This is a genomic window from Curtobacterium sp. MCLR17_036 (assembly GCF_003234445.2).
Classification (GTDB): Bacteria; Actinomycetota; Actinomycetes; order Actinomycetales; family Microbacteriaceae; genus Curtobacterium.
In genome coordinates this window covers 2346945-2362101 of sequence record NZ_CP126269.1, presented here as the reverse complement: position 1 = coordinate 2362101, position 15157 = coordinate 2346945, and the positions used below count along the sequence as shown (strand labels likewise).

Below are 15157 nucleotides of genomic sequence, written 5' to 3'. Positions count from 1 at the left end.
GTGCCGCCCGCCCCGCCCGCCACCGGGACCGCCGCCGGCACGACACGGTCCGTCGGCAGCGCCACCGCGCCGATCGGCGTGGTCGGCCGCGGACGGCGACGGATGCGGCGCTGGGTCCGCCGCGGGTGGCGCCCGGTCGCCTACCTGTGGCGCCGTTCGCTCATGCTGCGGTCGGTGGCGATCACCGTCATGACCACGGGCCTGGCCATCGGCATCATCGGCGCCGCGGTCATGGTGAGCATCTCGACGAACATCTACTCGCAGCGCCGCGACCAGATCGAGTCCGAGTCGGCGCGGGCGACGAACGTGGCGCAGGGCATCTTCGACGCGGCCACCGCGACCGAGGACAGCAACCAGGCCGAGCTCGAGACGCTGCAGAACGAGGCGCAGCAGGCGATCCTGTCGAACACCACGAGCCCCGGTGGCACGACCATCGCCATCGAGCGCACCCCCGGGCAGTCGACGCCGCAGACGCTGCAGACGATCGTCAGCCCCGGGTTCCCCGACGCCGTCATCACCGACTCGCTGCGCAAGGCCGTCGGGGCGAACACCGGCAAGCTCAGCCTCCAGCCGGTGGAGCTCGAGGACGGCGGACGCCGGGTCCCCGGCCTGGCGGTCGGGTCGACCCTGCAGGTCCCGAGTGCCGGCCAGTACGAGCTCTACATGGTCTACGAACTGTCCGACGCGCAGAAGACGCTCGACTTCGTCTCCCAGACGCTCTCGATCGGGGGCGTCGCCCTCATGGTGCTCATCGCCCTCGTGACCTCGCTCGTGGTCCGCCTCGTCGTCGTCCCGATCCGCGGTGCCGCCGAGACGAGCCGGAAGATCGCGGCCGGCCGGCTCGACGAACGCATCCCGGTGCGCGGCCAGGACGACCTGGCCACCCTGGCGCGGAGCTTCAACGGCATGGCCGAGGCCGTCAGCCGCCAGATCACCCAGCTCGCGGAGCTCTCCCGCGTGCAGCAGCGGTTCGTGTCCGACGTCTCCCACGAACTCCGGACCCCGCTCACCACGATCCGGCTCGCCGGCGACGTGATGTACGACTCCCGGCACGCGTTCGAACCGGCCGTCGCCCGCTCCGCCGAACTCCTCCACGCGCAGGTGGAGCGGTTCGAGCTGCTGCTCGCCGACCTGCTCGAGATCTCGCGGTACGACGCCCAGGCCGTGCAGCTCGACACGGAGCCGGTCGTCCCGGCGGCGCTCGCCGCGGACATCGTCGAGGAGTTCCGTCCGCTCGCCGAGCGCGCCGGCATCGAGCTGCAGCTCGCCACCCCCGGCGGACACACCACCATGCGGCTCGACGCGAAGCGCGTCCGCCGCATCCTGCGCAACCTGGTCGGCAACGCCGTCGAGCACGGGGACGGCCGGCCGGTGCAGGTCGTCGTCGACAGCGACGTGCGCACCGTGGCGATCGCCGTGCGCGACCAGGGTGTCGGCATGCCGGCAGAGGACACCGCCCGTGTCTTCGACCGGTTCTGGCGCGCCGACCCGAGCCGCAAGCGCACCATCGGCGGCACCGGTCTCGGCCTCGCGATCAGCCTCGGCGACGCGAAGCTGCACGGCGGCCGCATCGACGTCTGGTCCCGCCCCGGCGCGGGCTCCACCTTCGTGCTCACCCTGCCGCGCAACGAGCAGGCCACCACGGCGACGTCCGCGATCCCGCTGCCCGAACTCGACGAGTCGTACGACGGCCCCCGCGCCGTGCGAGAGGAGTCCTGATGCGATCCCGCCTCCGGCACGTCGTCGCCGCCGCCCTGGCCGCGGTGACGCTCGTCGCGCTGACCGCCTGCGTCGCGATCCCGACCGACGGCGCGGTGCGCACCGGGCAGGCCGTGAAGGACGAGGCCGTCGCCGGCTTCGACTACCGACCCGACAAGCCGACGACCGGTGCCGACCAGACCCAGATCCTGCGGGGCTTCATCGCCGCGGCCACCGGCTCCCAGGACAACTACGCGGTCGCCCGGCAGTTCCTGGCGTCGTCCTTCGCCCAGCAGTGGAACCCACGGCACGGCGTCACGATCCTCGACGGCAGCGGGACCGTGCAGCGTTCCGACGAGCGCGAGCTCACCTTCACGCTCACCGCGAGCGCGTCGGTCGACGCCGAGGGCGAGTACACCCAGGCCGTCCGCCCGACGTCGTCGACGCTCACCTTCCAGTTCACCCGCGAGGACGGGGAGTGGCGCATCGCCTACGCCCCCGACGGCATCATCCTGACGCCGACGAGCTTCGAGTCCGTCTTCCAGCAGCACGCGCTGTACTTCTTCGACCCGACCTACCACTTCCTGGTGCCCGACGAGCGGTGGTTCCTCGCCCGCTCGTCGACGAGCACCCGCATCGCGAGCGCCCTGCTCGCCGGCCCCGCCGACTGGCTCAAGGGCGCCGTCGTGTCGTCGTTCCCGGAGGGCACCCAGCTCTCCCTCAACGCGGTGACCATCGACAGCGGCACCGCGCTCGTCGACCTGTCCGGTGACGCCCTGCGCGCGAGCACCGTCGACCGCGTCCGGATGCGCGAGCAGCTCAGCAGGTCGCTCGCCTCCGTCGCGACGATCTCGTCGGTGTCCCTCACGGTGGAGGGCGCGACCCTGTCCGTGTCCGACGCGGGCGGCGCGAACGCCCAGCAGAACCCGGACGTCGACCCGCGGCCCCTCGTCGAGGAGCAGGGTGTCGTCGGCTACGCCACCCCGGGCACCGGCAAGGTGTCCGAGCTCGGCAGCGGCGTCGGCGACGCGGTCGCCGCGCTCGACCCGCGGTCCCTCGCGATCTCGGCCACGGGCCGGAACGCGGTCGTCGGCAACCGGGACGGCGTCTTCGTGGTCACCGGCAAGCGGAGCCTGCGGGTCGACACCCGCCAGGCGCTCGTCCCTCCGTCGATCGACGACCTCGGCTTCGTCTGGGTCGGGCAGCGCTCCGACACCCGGCGGATCACCGCCTACGGGCTCGGCGGCGACCCGCACCAGGTCACCACGACCCTGCCGCGCGGGGAACTCGTCTCGTTCCAGGTGTCCCGCGACTCGACCAGGGCGCTCGCCCTCATCGACACCACGGACGGTCCGGCGTTGTACGTCATGGCGATCATCCGCGGGTCCGACCGCTCGCCCTCGTCGTTCGGCGCGCCCGTGCGCGTGCAGGCGGCGACCGGCGACGCCGTCGGGGCGACGTGGGTGAACGACACCGACGTCGCGTCCGTGGCACAGGCGACGTCCGGTCCGAACATCGTGCGCTCCACGATCGGCGGCCGGTCGAGCACCCTGCCCCGGCCGGACGGGCGCGCGACGGCGATCACCGGCGGTGGCGGGGGAGCGCTCCTCCTGCGCACGGCCGACGGTTCGGTGCTGCAGTCGACGGGCGGCAGCTGGGACACGACGGGCGTCACCGCCCACGTGCTCGGCGTGCAGCGGTAGGGCGCGCGGTGCGGAGCGGTGCGGTGCCGTGCCAGCGCGCGGTCGCCCCTCCACAGGACCCCCGCTCTGGAGGCCCGTCCACAGTCCGCCGCGCCGGCCCGCGTCCGACGTCCGGTCACCGCCAGACTCGCGGCATGCCCGCCACGGATCGACGCACCGTCTGGACCGACGCCGCCCTCGCGGTGCTCGGGCTCGTCCTGCCCGTCGCCTGCCTGGGCTGCGGCCGACCGGACCGTGCCCTCTGCCGTGCCTGTCGCACCGCCCTCGACGCCCGGCCCCGGCGCGTCCGGCTCGTCGCCGGCGTCCGGCTCGACGCCGCGTTCGAGTACGAGGGCCTCGTCCGCACCCTGCTGCTCGAGCTGAAGCTGCGCGGCCGGGTCGACGTCGCCGGACCGCTCGGGCGTCGGTTCGGCGGCCTCGTCCGCGCCGCGCTCGCCGCGTCCCCGGCCGACACCGTGGTGCTGCGGGTCCCGCCGTCCCGGACCGGTGCCCGGCGCCGCGGCTTCGACCCCGTGGTGGTGCTCCTCGCACGGGGCGGGGTCCGGCGGACGGGACGACTCTCGCGGGTCCGGGCCGCACCGGGCGCGACGCACCCCGGGCAGAAGGAACGCACCGCCACCGAACGCGTCGCCGCCACGGTCGGGACCCTGCGGGCACGCGGCGTCGACGGCCGGTGCGTGGTGCTGGTCGACGACGTCGTGACCACCGGGGTGACCATGGCCGAGGGGGTCCGTGCCGTCCGCGCCGGCGGTGGTCTCGTGGTCCGGTGCGTCGCCGTCGCGAGCGTCGAGGACTGACCGGCCAGTGTCACCTCGGTGGACGCCGGGTGACCACTGGGTGTCCGGTGGGGGTCTCGAGGACTCGCCGGTGATCAGTGACGCGGGCTGCTCCACGGGGCTAGCCTCGCGACAAGGCGTTCAGGATCGCCGGATGGAGGCGACGCGCTGAGTCTGGATGGGAGCCGCCACATGGACGTGACGATCACGGGCCGGAACGTCGGGGTCACCGACCGATTCCGCACCTATGTCGAGCAGAAGTCCGAGAAGATCGACGTGCTCGCTGACCGTGCGCTGGCCTTCGAGGTCCGCATCAGCCGCCACCACGAGAAGTCCGGCAGCAGCCAGGGCGAGGACCGCGTCGAACTGACGCTCATCGGTCCCGGGCCCCTCGTGCGGGCGGAGTCCGCGGCGTCCGACAAGTACGCCGCCTTCGACCTCGCGTTCGCCCGCATCACCGAACGGCTGCGCCGCGCGCGCGACCGCCGCAAGGTGCACCGCGGACGCCACCGCCCGACCTCGGTGGCCGAGGCTGCGGGCAGCGGCTTCGACGGCATGGGTGTGGTCCCGGCCGACGGCAAGCTCATCGAGGACGTCGCCACCGGTGCCGTCCCCGTCGTCGACGCACAGGGGCCCGAGGACGACGAGACCGAGGTCTACAGCCCGGTCGTCATCCGGCACAAGGTCTTCGAGGCCGCCCCGATGACGGTCGACGACGCGCTGTACTACATGGAGCTCGTCGGGCACGACTTCTACCTGTTCGTCGACGCCGAGACCCACCGCCCGAGCGTCGTCTACCGGCGCAAGGGCTGGGACTACGGCGTGATCGGCCTCGACGGCACGTCCGACGCGTCGTCCGAGACCGCAGCCGAACCGGCCGCGGCGATCGCCTAGCGCGACCCGCACCCCACCTCCGCCCGCGGCGTGCGCGCGGCCCCCTGCCGGGGAGCGCACGCCGCGGGCGGACCCGCGACGGTGCTCCCAGCGCGGGGCACCCGCGGGTTGCTAGCATGACTGGTCGATCGGGCGCGCAGGTCGCGCGCGACGACCTCGTAAGGAGCTCACGTGGCAAACGTGCTGGAGAAGGTCCTCCGCATCGGCGAAGGACGCACCCTCCGCCGGCTGAAGGCGTACGCCTCGGCGATCAACGACCTCGAGGACGACTTCTCGAGCCTCACCGACGAGGAACTCCAGGACGAGACGAAGGAGCTCCGCGAGCGCTACGCCAACGGCGAGTCCCTCGACGACCTCCTGCCCGAGGCGTTCGCCGCCGTGCGCGAGGCGGCGAAGCGCACCCTCGGCATGCGGCACTTCGACGTGCAGCTCATGGGCGGCGCGGCCCTGCACCTCGGCAACATCGCCGAGATGAAGACCGGTGAGGGCAAGACCCTCGTCGCGACCACGGCGGCCTACCTCAACGCGATCCCGTCGCGCGGCGTGCACGTCATCACGGTCAACGACTACCTGGCGTCGTACCAGTCCGAGATCATGGGCCGCGTCTTCCGCGCCCTCGGCATGACGACCGGCTGCATCATCGCGAACCAGACGCCGGCCGAGCGCCGCGAGCAGTACGCCGCCGACATCACGTACGGCACGAACAACGAGTTCGGCTTCGACTACCTGCGCGACAACATGGCGTGGCAGGCCTCCGACATGGTGCAGCGCGGCCACTTCTTCGCCGTCGTCGACGAGGTCGACTCGATCCTCATCGACGAGGCCCGCACGCCGCTCATCATCTCCGGCCCGTCCTCGGGCGAGGCCAACCGCTGGTTCACCGAGTTCGCCTCGATCGCCAAGCGCCTCACCCCGGGCGAGGACTACGAGGTCGACGAGAAGAAGCGCACCGTGGGTGTCCTCGAGCCCGGCATCGAGAAGGTCGAGGACTACCTCGGCATCGACAACCTGTACGAGTCGGCGAACACCCCGCTCATCTCGTTCCTCAACAACTCCATCAAGGCCGTCGCCCTGTTCAAGAAGGACAAGGACTACGTCGTGATGAACGGCGAGGTGCTCATCGTCGACGAGCACACCGGCCGCATCCTGATGGGCCGTCGCTACAACGAGGGCATCCACCAGGCGATCGAGGCGAAGGAGGGCGTCGAGGTCAAGGCCGAGAACCAGACCCTCGCGACCGTCACGCTCCAGAACTACTTCCGCCTGTACCAGAAGCTCTCCGGCATGACCGGTACGGCCGAGACCGAGGCGGCAGAGTTCATGTCGACCTACAAGCTCGGCGTGGTCCCGATCCCGACGAACAAGCCGATGCAGCGCATCGACCAGACCGACCTCGTCTACAAGAACGAGAAGTCGAAGTTCGAGCAGGTCGCCGAGGACATCGCGGAGCGCCACGAGAAGGGCCAGCCCGTCCTCGTCGGCACCACGAGCGTCGAGAAGTCCGAGTACCTGTCGAAGCTCCTCGCCAAGAAGGGCGTGAAGCACGAGGTCCTCAACGCGAAGAACCACGCGCGAGAGGCCGCCATCGTCGCGCAGGCCGGTCGCCTCGGCGCCGTCACCGTCGCCACGAACATGGCCGGCCGCGGTACCGACATCATGCTCGGCGGCAACTCCGAGTTCCTCGCCGTGCAGGAGATGCACGCCAAGGGCCTGTCCCCGGCGGAGACGCCGGACGAGTACGAGGCCGCCTGGGACGACGTCTTCGCCGAGGTCAAGAAGACCGTCGAGGAAGAGGGCGACAAGGTCCGCGAGGCCGGCGGCCTCTACGTCCTCGGTACCGAGCGCCACGAGTCGCGCCGCATCGACAACCAGCTGCGCGGTCGTTCCGGCCGTCAGGGCGACCCGGGCGAGAGCCGCTTCTACCTGTCGCTCACCGACGACCTCATGCGCCTGTTCAACTCCGGTGCCGCCGAGAGCCTCATGGGCCGCTCGAACGTGCCGGACGACCTGGCGATCGAGAACAAGCTCGTCGGCCGCGCGATCCGCTCCGCGCAGGCGCAGGTCGAGGGCCGCAACGCCGAGATCCGCAAGAACGTCCTGAAGTACGACGACGTCCTGAACCGGCAGCGCGAGGCCATCTACAGCGACCGCCGCCACATCCTCGAGGGCGACGACATCAACGACCGCGCCCAGGCCTTCCTGAAGAGCGTGATCGACGACGTCATCGACACCCACACTGGTGAGGGCTCGCCGGACGACTGGGACCTCGACGCCATGTGGACCGAGCTCGGCACGCTCTACCCGATCTCGATCTCCATCGACGAGGTCATCACCGAGGCCGGCTCGAAGGGCAAGGCGTCGCGTGACTTCCTCGGCCGCGAGATCCTCTCCGACGCCAAGCTGGCCTACCAGCAGCGCGAAGAGGTCCTCGGCGACGAGGCGATGCGCGAGCTCGAGCGCCGCGTGGTGCTCTCGGTGATCGACCGCCGCTGGCGCGACCACCTGTACGAGATGGACTACCTCAAGGACGGCATCGGCCTCCGTGCGATGGCGCAGCGCGACCCGCTCGTCGAGTACCAGCGCGAGGGCTACGCCCTGTTCCAGAGCATGATGGGCCAGATCCGCGAGGAGTCCGTCGGCTACCTGTTCAACCTCGAGGTGCAGGTCCAGTCCGACGGCGAGAACGCGGTCATCGAGGCCAAGGGGCTCGGCGAGGACGAGGTCTCCGGCCTCGAGTACTCAGCACCGTCCATCGACGGCGAGGTCGAGGTCCGCGACGAGAAGGGTCGCCTCGAGCAGGCGGCCACCGCCCGCGCGCAGAAGGCACAGGCCGAGGCCGAGGCCGCAGCCGGCCCCGAGCAGGGTTCCGCCTTCGGCAACGCCGCGACGGCGTCCGGCCAGGCCGCTGCGAGCAACCGCGCGGAGCGCCGCCAGGCTGCGAAGAAGAACTAGTCCGCACCGGGCGCGCGAGCGTTCGGCGAACAGCAACGGTCGGTCCCGCCTCGGCGGACCGGCCGTTGCTGTTCCCCGGCGCCGGAGGGCCTGCGGACCGTGCGGGCGCGGGATCGAGGGACCCGCCCGCTACAACACCCCGATCGCGGTCGCGCGCCACCGGCCGTGCCAGTCCTCGAGCCGGATCGCCACCGCGCGGGCGTGGCTGCGCGTGTGGACCACGACCGACGCCTCGACGACCCCGGGAGCCGGACGGCAGAGGACGACGCTGCCGACGTGGAGCGCGGGCCGGGCCCGGGACCGCCGGGCGATCGACCGGGCGTGCGCGGCGACCGCGGCGCGGTGCTGCAGGTGCCGGTGCACGTCGTCGGTGATCCAGCGCGCGATGCTGTCGACCTCGCGCGAGCCGGTGAGCACCTCGGCCACGCAGAGGCCGAGCGCGCGTGCCGCCGACTCGGGGTCCGGCGGCTCGGAGGGACGTTCCTCGACGGGGAGCGGCGGGACCGCCACCAGCGCGGGGACGGGCGAGGCCGGTTCCCTCGTCGTCGTCTCGTCGATGCGTCGTGCCTGCTCTGCCACCTGTGCCCCTTCCGATCGTGTGGCGAGCGTACGGTCGGAGCAACATGCGAAATACCACTGGCTCTGGGCCTGTGGACAGGCGGCAGTTCTCCACAGTCCGGCGCACCTAGACTGGCGGGGTGTCGACCCTCAGTGACCTCGTCCTCGCACAAGGCCGTTCCTCCGAAGCGGACGTGGAGTGGCTCCACCTGCTGGTGGGGGACTGGCAGCTGCTCGCCGACCTGTCCTTCGCGGACATGGTCCTCTGGGTCCCGACCGCCGAGGACGGCTCGTTCGTCGCGGTCGCGCACGCCCGCCCGAGCTCCGCGGCGACGCTGTTCTACCGCGACATCGTCGGGCAGGAGATCCGCGAGGAGTGGCGCAGCCAGGTCACCGAGAGCTTCGCCGGTTCGCGGGTCGTCGACTCCGCCGAGCCGGACTGGTACGAGGACACCCCGACCCGCGTCCGTGCCATCCCGGTGCTGCGCCGCCTCAGCGCGAAGAGCGCCGAGACGACCGAGCGGCCCATCGCCGTCGTCACGCGGCACTCCAACCAGGATGAGATGCGGACCCCGAGCCGCCAGGAGCTCAACTTCACGGCGAGCGCGAACGACCTGTTCGGGATGATCGCCACGGGCGACTTCCCCGACCTCGGCGCGCCGGCCGGTCCCCGTCGTGGGGCGCCGCGCGCCAGCGACGGCCTGCTCCGCCTCGACACCGCCGGCATGGTGACCTTCGCCAGTCCGAACGGACTCAGCGCGTTCAACCGGATGGGCTTCGAGGGCGAGCTCGAGCGGAAGTCCCTCGCCGAGGTGACCACCGAGCTCATCGGCGCCCAGCTCGACGTCGACGAGTCGCTGCCCCTCGTCGTGACCGGTCGTGCGCCGTGGCGTGCCGACGTCGAGTCGAAGGGCGTCACCGTGTCCCTCCGCTCGATCCCGCTGCGCGACCACGGTGAGCGCATCGGCGCGATCGTCCTGTGCCGTGACGTGTCGGAGCTCCGGCACCAGGAGCGCGAGCTCATCACGAAGGACGCCACGATCCGCGAGATCCACCACCGTGTGAAGAACAACCTGCAGACGGTGGCGTCCCTGCTGCGCATCCAGGCGCGGCGGACCCACTCCGACGAGGCCCGCACGTCCCTGCAGAACGCGATGCGCCGGGTCGCCGCGATCGCCGTCGTGCACGACACGCTGTCGAGCGGACTGAGCCAGACGGTCGACTTCGACGACGTGTTCGACTCGGTGCTCAAGCTCGTGACCGAGGTCGCGGCCTCGCACAACACCACCGTGCACCCCAAGAAGACCGGGGAGTTCGGCGTCCTGCCGTCCGAAGCGGCGACCCCGCTCGCCCTCGGGCTCACCGAGCTCGTGACGAACGCGGTCGAGCACGGACTCGACGGTCGCGACGGCGAGGTCGAGATCGTCGCCCGCCGGTTCGACGACCACCTGGAGATCGAGGTCCGCGACAACGGCGTCGGCCTTCCCGAGGGCAAGGTCGGCTCCGGCCTCGGCACGCAGATCGTCCGCACGCTCATCCAGGGCGAACTCGGCGGCACGATCGACTGGCACACCCTGACCGGCAGCGGCACCGAGGTGACCATCACCATCCCGTTCCGCTGGCTCACCGCCCCGGCCTGACCCCGCCCGGGCACCGGAGGCCGGACGGTCCGCGCCCCTGCACGGACATCGCGCCCCGACTCCTCGGGGCGCGACGACGGCACCGGGGCGCGCCGCGCCTCGCCGCCGCACGCCGCACGCCGCACAACCACAGTGCACTCGCGCCACGCCATCGCGCGGTTCGAACGCACTGTGGTCGTGCGCCGCTACCGCCGCGCGCCGCGCGCCGCGCGCCGCGCCTGCAAGCCAACACGACCACGCCCCCCCCGCACACGACGACGCCCGCCGCCCCGGAGGGACGGCGGGCGTCAGCCGCGCGGGTGGTGCGGCGTCAGGAAGCGCGGCGGGCGCGAGCGGCGCGACGCTTCAGCGCACGACGCTCGTCCTCGCTCAGGCCGCCCCAGACACCGGAGTCCTGGTTGTTCTCGAGCGCGTACTGCAGGCACATCTCGGTGACCGTGCAACGAGCACAGACCGACTTGGCCTTCTCGATCTGGTCGACGGCGGGCCCGGTGTTCCCGACGGGGAAGAAGAGCTCGGGGTCCGCGGTGAGGCAGGCTGCCTTGTCACGCCAGTCCATGTGTGGTGCTCCTTGATGTCGATGCTCGAACGGCAGGCCGGGGCCGTGGTTCGGGGGATCGGAACGCTGACATGCATGCGGCATGACGGGACAACTGTGGGGAGGAGTCCGCAGGAAGCGAGTCTGACGCCCGCGTGACGCTCGGGGGAGGAGCGACGAACCACGGGAGACGCACACCACATCGTGCCGTCCAAACGACCTCCAATATCGTTCCATACTGATAGGGCCAAATCAAGGGTTGCGATGCTGGAGGATCACTGTGCACGACGACACCCCGACCGAGGTCGGCCGCCCCGAGCGACGGTCCCCGGCCCTGATCGGCCTGCTCGTCGTGGTCGGTCTCGAGTTCCTCGCGCTCGTCGTCGTGACGGTCGTGCTCGTCGTCGAACTTGTCGTGGCGCCGGCGACGAGCCTGGCGTCGGGGATCGCGTTGACGATCCTGGCCGCCGTCGCCGCGCTGTGGCTCGGCGCCCTGCTGAACGGCCTGTGGCAGCGTCGCGCCTGGGTCCGGTCCGGGATCATCGTCTGGCAGGTCCTGCAGGGCGCGATCGCGATCGGTGCGTTCCAGGGCGTCTTCCGCGTGCCGGCGATCGGGTGGCTCCTGCTCCTGCCGGCCCTGCTGGGCATCACGCTCGTGCTGTCGCGGTCGGTGACCGCCGCGCTCGCGCACCCGGCGGAGTAGCGCGCGCCCCGCACGGGGCGACGCGCCAGCGGCGCGCGGCGCCAGCGCCGGCCGAGCCTGCGAGGGCGGTCTGCAGGCAGCGCACTGGAGGCCCGGTGCCGGTTCTCGGAACCGGCACCGGGCCTCCAGTGCGTGGCCGGTCCTCAGACCAGGCCGAGCTTCTTCCGCAGGCTCGCCACGTGCCCGGTGGCCTTCACGTTGTAGAGCGGCAGCTGCACGGCGCCCTGCTCGTCGACGACGATCGTCGAGCGGATCGTGCCGGTGACGATCTTGCCGTAGTTGTTCTTCTCGCCCCAGGCGGCGTACGCCCTGTGCACGGCGAGGTCGGGGTCGCTCAGCAGCGGGAACGTCAGGGCCTGCTCGTGCTGGAAGTCCTTGAGCTTCGCCTGCTCGTCCTTCGAGACGCCGAGCACCTCGTAGCCGGCTGCCTGCAGCGACGACATGTTGTCGCGGAAGTCGCAGGCCTCGGTGGTGCACCCCGGGGTCGACGCCGCCGGGTAGAAGTACACGATGACCTTGCGGCCGCGCAGGTCGGCGAGCGAGTGCTCGACGCCGTCCTGGTCGGGCAGCGTGAAGTCGGGGGCGGTGTCGCCGGCGGCGAGACGGTCGGTCATGGTGCTCCTGTTCGGATCGTGTGCCCACGAGTGGTCGTGAGCGCGCGAAACCCATGCTATTGTTGATTCCCGTTGCGGCACGGAAGCCGGAACATGCACCTCTAGCTCAATTGGCAGAGCAACTGACTCTTAATCAGTGGGTTCTCGGTTCAAGTCCGAGGGGGTGCACCGCAGGACGAACGCCCCGGCTCATCGAGTCGGGGCGTTCGTGCGTTCCGGGGGAGTGACGGTCGTCAGGGCGGGACACGCCCGGGCCGCACGAGTCGGTCGATTCGGTCCGGGGGCTCCTTGCAGCCTGTCCCTCGTCGACGGCGGGCTCGATGACACCGCGCCATGCCGATGGCGGACCCTCGTCACGGGCGTCGCGGCCTGGCCCGTGGAGCCGCGGTGATGACCGCCTCGTTCGGAGACGGCGACATGAGGAAGGTGCGCGCTCACCGGCAGCCGTCGAACCGGGCAGTGGCGGGGGCTGCAACGTGGAGCGAAGTGATGCTTCGAGGCTTGCAAGTGCGGCCCGTGCCATTGAAATGTAGAACCCTGGACATGACACGTCCGTCCTGCGAGGATGACCGCTGGTCTGGAGGGGAACACGTTCATGGTCGAGAGTGCACAGAACGTCGGAGGCGTGATCACGCCGAACGAGTCTGCGAAGCGGAAGCAGTACGGCCCACCAGTGGTGCCGTCGATCGCCTGGGGCGGCGGCGGTGCCGTGGTGGCGTTCGCAGCTCCCGTTGTTGTCGGAGCGCTCCTCGCAGGGGTGGCACTGCTCGTCGGGGTGCGCGACGGCCGTGTCGTCCTGGCGAACGGTGTGTTCTCGGTCGTCGAGTCGCCGGCGGTGTCGGTGCTGGTCGTCGTCGCCGGCGCGGTGCTCGCCGTGGTGGGGTTCGGGTTCGGCGCCACCGCGTCGACGGCGGTCATGATCGCCGGAGCGGACGAGGAGTCGCTCGGTCCACGATCGGCATGGCGATGGACGTTCGGACAGCGACGGCTCGTCGTCGAGGCCGCGCTGGCAGCGGCCGTGTCGGTCGCGGTCGGGACGGTGGTGGTGCGCTCGTGGCAGGACGGCGGGCGGGTCGTCGTCGCGGCCGTGCTGGTGCTGCTGGTCGTCGTCGCGGTGCTCGCTGCGCCGCTCCTGCTCGGCTGGGTGCTCGTCGTCGCGGGCGTCCCCCGCGGTGAGGCGGTGCGTCGGGGCTGGTCGTCGGGACGCGTCGTGGTCCGAGGCGGGCTGGAAGCGACGTCGTCACCACGCCGGGCGCTGGTCGGAGCGGCCTCCGTGGCGCTGGTGCTCGGCATCGGTGTCTGGTTGCTCGTGCGGCTCCTCCCGGCATCGGCGGCGCGCGCCAGCCTGACGGTGGCGTGGTCCTGCGTCGCGGTGACCGTGCTGGTGGTGTTCGTCGTCGCGGTCGCTGCACGCGGGGCAGTAGTACGCGGCGAGGAGAGTCGGCTCCGGGCTCCGGTGGTGGCGGACTCCGGGGGTGCTCGGCGGCCCCTGCGTGACGGTCTCACCGGGGTCGGCGTCCTGCTCGTGCCTGCCCTGGTGTTCGCGGTGCTGGTGACGAGCAACCCGTTCGGCTTGGTTCAGTACAGCGTCGCGACCGTGGACACGGGGGACCTCGGCGGCGCGGATGTCGCTGACGTCGGAGATCGAACGGTCGTCGTCAGCTCGCCGCGGGCACGCTCGAGTCTCTACCGCTCGTGTCAGCGAGCACGATGCGGCGTCGGCTCCGGCGTGAGTCCCAGCGAGGTCAACTCCGCCATCGGCCCGGCCGGTGACGGCGGTCTCCTCACCGTGCAGTGGCATCCTCGCGGCGAGCGGTACACCACGGAGCGGTTCGAGCTCGAGGTCGTCCACTCCCACCCGGATGAGCTCGAGCCTCCTCAGAAGCCGCAGGACAACGCATGGCCGCGCGGGCGACGCGCCGGACCGTCCGGAGTGGAGGACGAGACCGACGCCGATCGACCTGCAGGGCGACGGACCTCGCTCGCCACCGTGCAGGTCGTCGACCGCGACCAGAGCAACTACCACGTATCCGATTCAGCCATCGCCGCACATGGTCATCGACCGGTCATCGCAGGCATCGCCCGGAGCGGCGAACCGGACGCCCGAGCACACCTGTTCGTTGTCTTCTGCCAGGAGCCGTCGTGCGCGCGGCACGCGGTCCGGCACGTGGCGCTTCCGTGGATCCCGTCGTACATCGGCGATCAAGGGTTGGACCTCGCCGTCGCACCGGACGGTACGGCCGTGGTGTCGCTGGTCTCCGAGACGGTGTCGTCGTGGCCGGAGCTGCCGTCCCTGCGAGTGGTGTCGATGCACCCGGACGGCGCGGAGCCGGTCGTGCGCGACCTCCCTGAGGCGTTCCCGCCCGCGGCATCTGCGCGGTCGTACGAGGCAGCCCCCGACGCTCGCGTCGCGATCGGCGGAGACGGCAACCCGGTCGTGCTCGGGCGGACGCACGGGGTCGATGCGCAACGGCTGACGTTCTGTTCAGACATCTCGTGCTCGTCGGCGACGCACAGGGAGATCGCGACGGTTTCGTCATCGGACGCCCCGCCGGCGTTCGTCATCGACCGATCAGGTCGACCGCTGATCGCGACCCGCGACGACGAACGAGGTGCCGTCGGGTTGGTCTCGTGCAGTGATGCACGGTGTGACGACCACCAAGAGGCCACGATCGCCCGGTTCGTACCGCCGGGGCCCATCTGGGAGAGCAGCAGCGCGCTGGCGATCGGACTGACAGCCGATGACGTGCCGATGCTGGTCTCCAGCGTGATGTCCGACAACCGGGACGAGGGTTCCCATGGGTTCGTCATCCGCTGCGACCGAGCACGCTGCGGGCTGCAATGACGCTCCCACCGCCGGTCGGAAGACGACTGCCGCCCCCGGTGTGGCCGCTGTGGATCGTCTTCGGAGTGGTCCTGCTGGTCGCGCCGATCACGGTGTTCAGCTTGGATGCCATCGCTGGGACGAGTCGAGAGCACGCCGCGCGGGAGCGGGATGCGGCGAACCGCTCCGCCGTGGTCGTCGGAGCCCTCGTCGACACGGGCACGACGTCTGGGCTACCAAAGGAGACACCGATCTAC

11 protein-coding genes and 1 tRNA gene are annotated in these 15157 nt (G+C 71.3%); 9 read left to right on the top strand and 3 right to left on the bottom strand.

Annotation, left to right across the window (positions count from 1 at the left end; translation table 11 throughout):
* The 5 genes from mtrB (at nt 1) to secA (ending at nt 8023) form a co-directional block, all read left to right on the top strand.
* A complete protein-coding gene (mtrB, locus tag DEI99_RS11025) occupies nt 1-1719 on the top strand; it encodes an MtrAB system histidine kinase MtrB (protein WP_258369284.1) in 1719 nt (572 codons plus the stop codon).
* Nucleotides 1719-3401, top strand: coding sequence for an LpqB family beta-propeller domain-containing protein (locus tag DEI99_RS11020; protein ID WP_111041152.1), 1683 nt, complete (start codon nt 1719-1721; stop codon nt 3399-3401). Before mtrB ends, DEI99_RS11020 begins: the two co-directional genes overlap by 1 nt.
* 134 nt (nt 3402-3535) lie before the next feature.
* On the top strand, nt 3536-4198 hold the full coding sequence (locus DEI99_RS11015) for a ComF family protein (RefSeq protein ID WP_111041151.1): 663 nt from the start codon (nt 3536-3538) through the stop codon (nt 4196-4198).
* Nucleotides 4199-4369: 171 nt separating this feature from the next.
* Complete coding sequence (gene hpf / locus DEI99_RS11010; protein WP_111041150.1) at nt 4370-5071, top strand: ribosome hibernation-promoting factor, HPF/YfiA family; 702 nt, start codon at nt 4370-4372, stop codon at nt 5069-5071.
* 171 nt (nt 5072-5242) lie between these two features.
* Nucleotides 5243-8023 carry a preprotein translocase subunit SecA gene (gene secA, locus DEI99_RS11005; protein ID WP_071261754.1) on the top strand — a complete coding sequence of 927 codons (2781 nt, stop codon included), beginning with the start codon at nt 5243-5245 and terminating at the stop codon, nt 8021-8023.
* Nucleotides 8024-8152: 129 nt separating this feature from the next.
* Here secA and DEI99_RS11000 read toward each other — a convergent pair whose 3' ends face one another.
* Nucleotides 8153-8602, bottom strand: a complete 450-nt coding sequence (locus DEI99_RS11000; RefSeq protein WP_111041149.1) for an Rv3235 family protein — start codon at nt 8600-8602, stop codon at nt 8153-8155.
* Nucleotides 8603-8721: 119 nt separating this feature from the next.
* On the opposite strand from DEI99_RS11000, the gene DEI99_RS10995 reads away from it, so the two are divergent.
* Nucleotides 8722-10221: a sensor histidine kinase gene (locus DEI99_RS10995; RefSeq protein WP_111041148.1), complete on the top strand. Its 1500-nt coding sequence runs from the start codon at nt 8722-8724 to the stop codon at nt 10219-10221.
* Nucleotides 10222-10531: 310 nt separating this feature from the next.
* Here the strand turns inward: DEI99_RS10995 and DEI99_RS10990 are convergent, their stop codons facing one another.
* The gene (locus tag DEI99_RS10990; RefSeq protein WP_017888820.1) at nt 10532-10780 is read right to left on the bottom strand and encodes a WhiB family transcriptional regulator; all 249 of its coding nucleotides are present in this window, start codon (nt 10778-10780) and stop codon (nt 10532-10534) included.
* Between the two features lie 259 nt (nt 10781-11039).
* Between DEI99_RS10990 and DEI99_RS10985 the strand changes: the two genes are divergently transcribed.
* Nucleotides 11040-11462, top strand: a complete 423-nt coding sequence (locus DEI99_RS10985; RefSeq protein ID WP_111041147.1) for a hypothetical protein — start codon at nt 11040-11042, stop codon at nt 11460-11462.
* Between the two features lie 143 nt (nt 11463-11605).
* Here DEI99_RS10985 and bcp read toward each other — a convergent pair whose 3' ends face one another.
* A complete protein-coding gene (bcp, locus tag DEI99_RS10980) occupies nt 11606-12076 on the bottom strand; it encodes a thioredoxin-dependent thiol peroxidase (RefSeq protein ID WP_111041146.1) in 471 nt (156 codons plus the stop codon).
* 95 nt (nt 12077-12171) lie between these two features.
* Between bcp and DEI99_RS10975 the strand changes: the two genes are divergently transcribed.
* A tRNA-Lys gene (locus DEI99_RS10975) sits at nt 12172-12244 on the top strand.
* A 457-nt stretch (nt 12245-12701) separates the two neighbouring features.
* The gene (locus tag DEI99_RS10970; RefSeq protein ID WP_146247072.1) at nt 12702-14921 is read left to right on the top strand and encodes a hypothetical protein; all 2220 of its coding nucleotides are present in this window, start codon (nt 12702-12704) and stop codon (nt 14919-14921) included.
* Nucleotides 14922-15157 lie beyond the last annotated feature (236 nt).

Coding starts and splice junctions, on each gene's coding strand:
- DEI99_RS11020 (WP_111041152.1), top strand. CDS start 1,719: ATGCGATCCCGCCTCCGGCACGTCGTCGCCGCCGCCCTGGCCGCGGTG.
- DEI99_RS11015 (WP_111041151.1), top strand. CDS start 3,536: ATGCCCGCCACGGATCGACGCACCGTCTGGACCGACGCCGCCCTCGCG.
- hpf (WP_111041150.1), top strand. CDS start 4,370: ATGGACGTGACGATCACGGGCCGGAACGTCGGGGTCACCGACCGATTC.
- DEI99_RS10990 (WP_017888820.1), bottom strand. CDS start 10,780: ATGGACTGGCGTGACAAGGCAGCCTGCCTCACCGCGGACCCCGAGCTC.
- bcp (WP_111041146.1), bottom strand. CDS start 12,076: ATGACCGACCGTCTCGCCGCCGGCGACACCGCCCCCGACTTCACGCTG.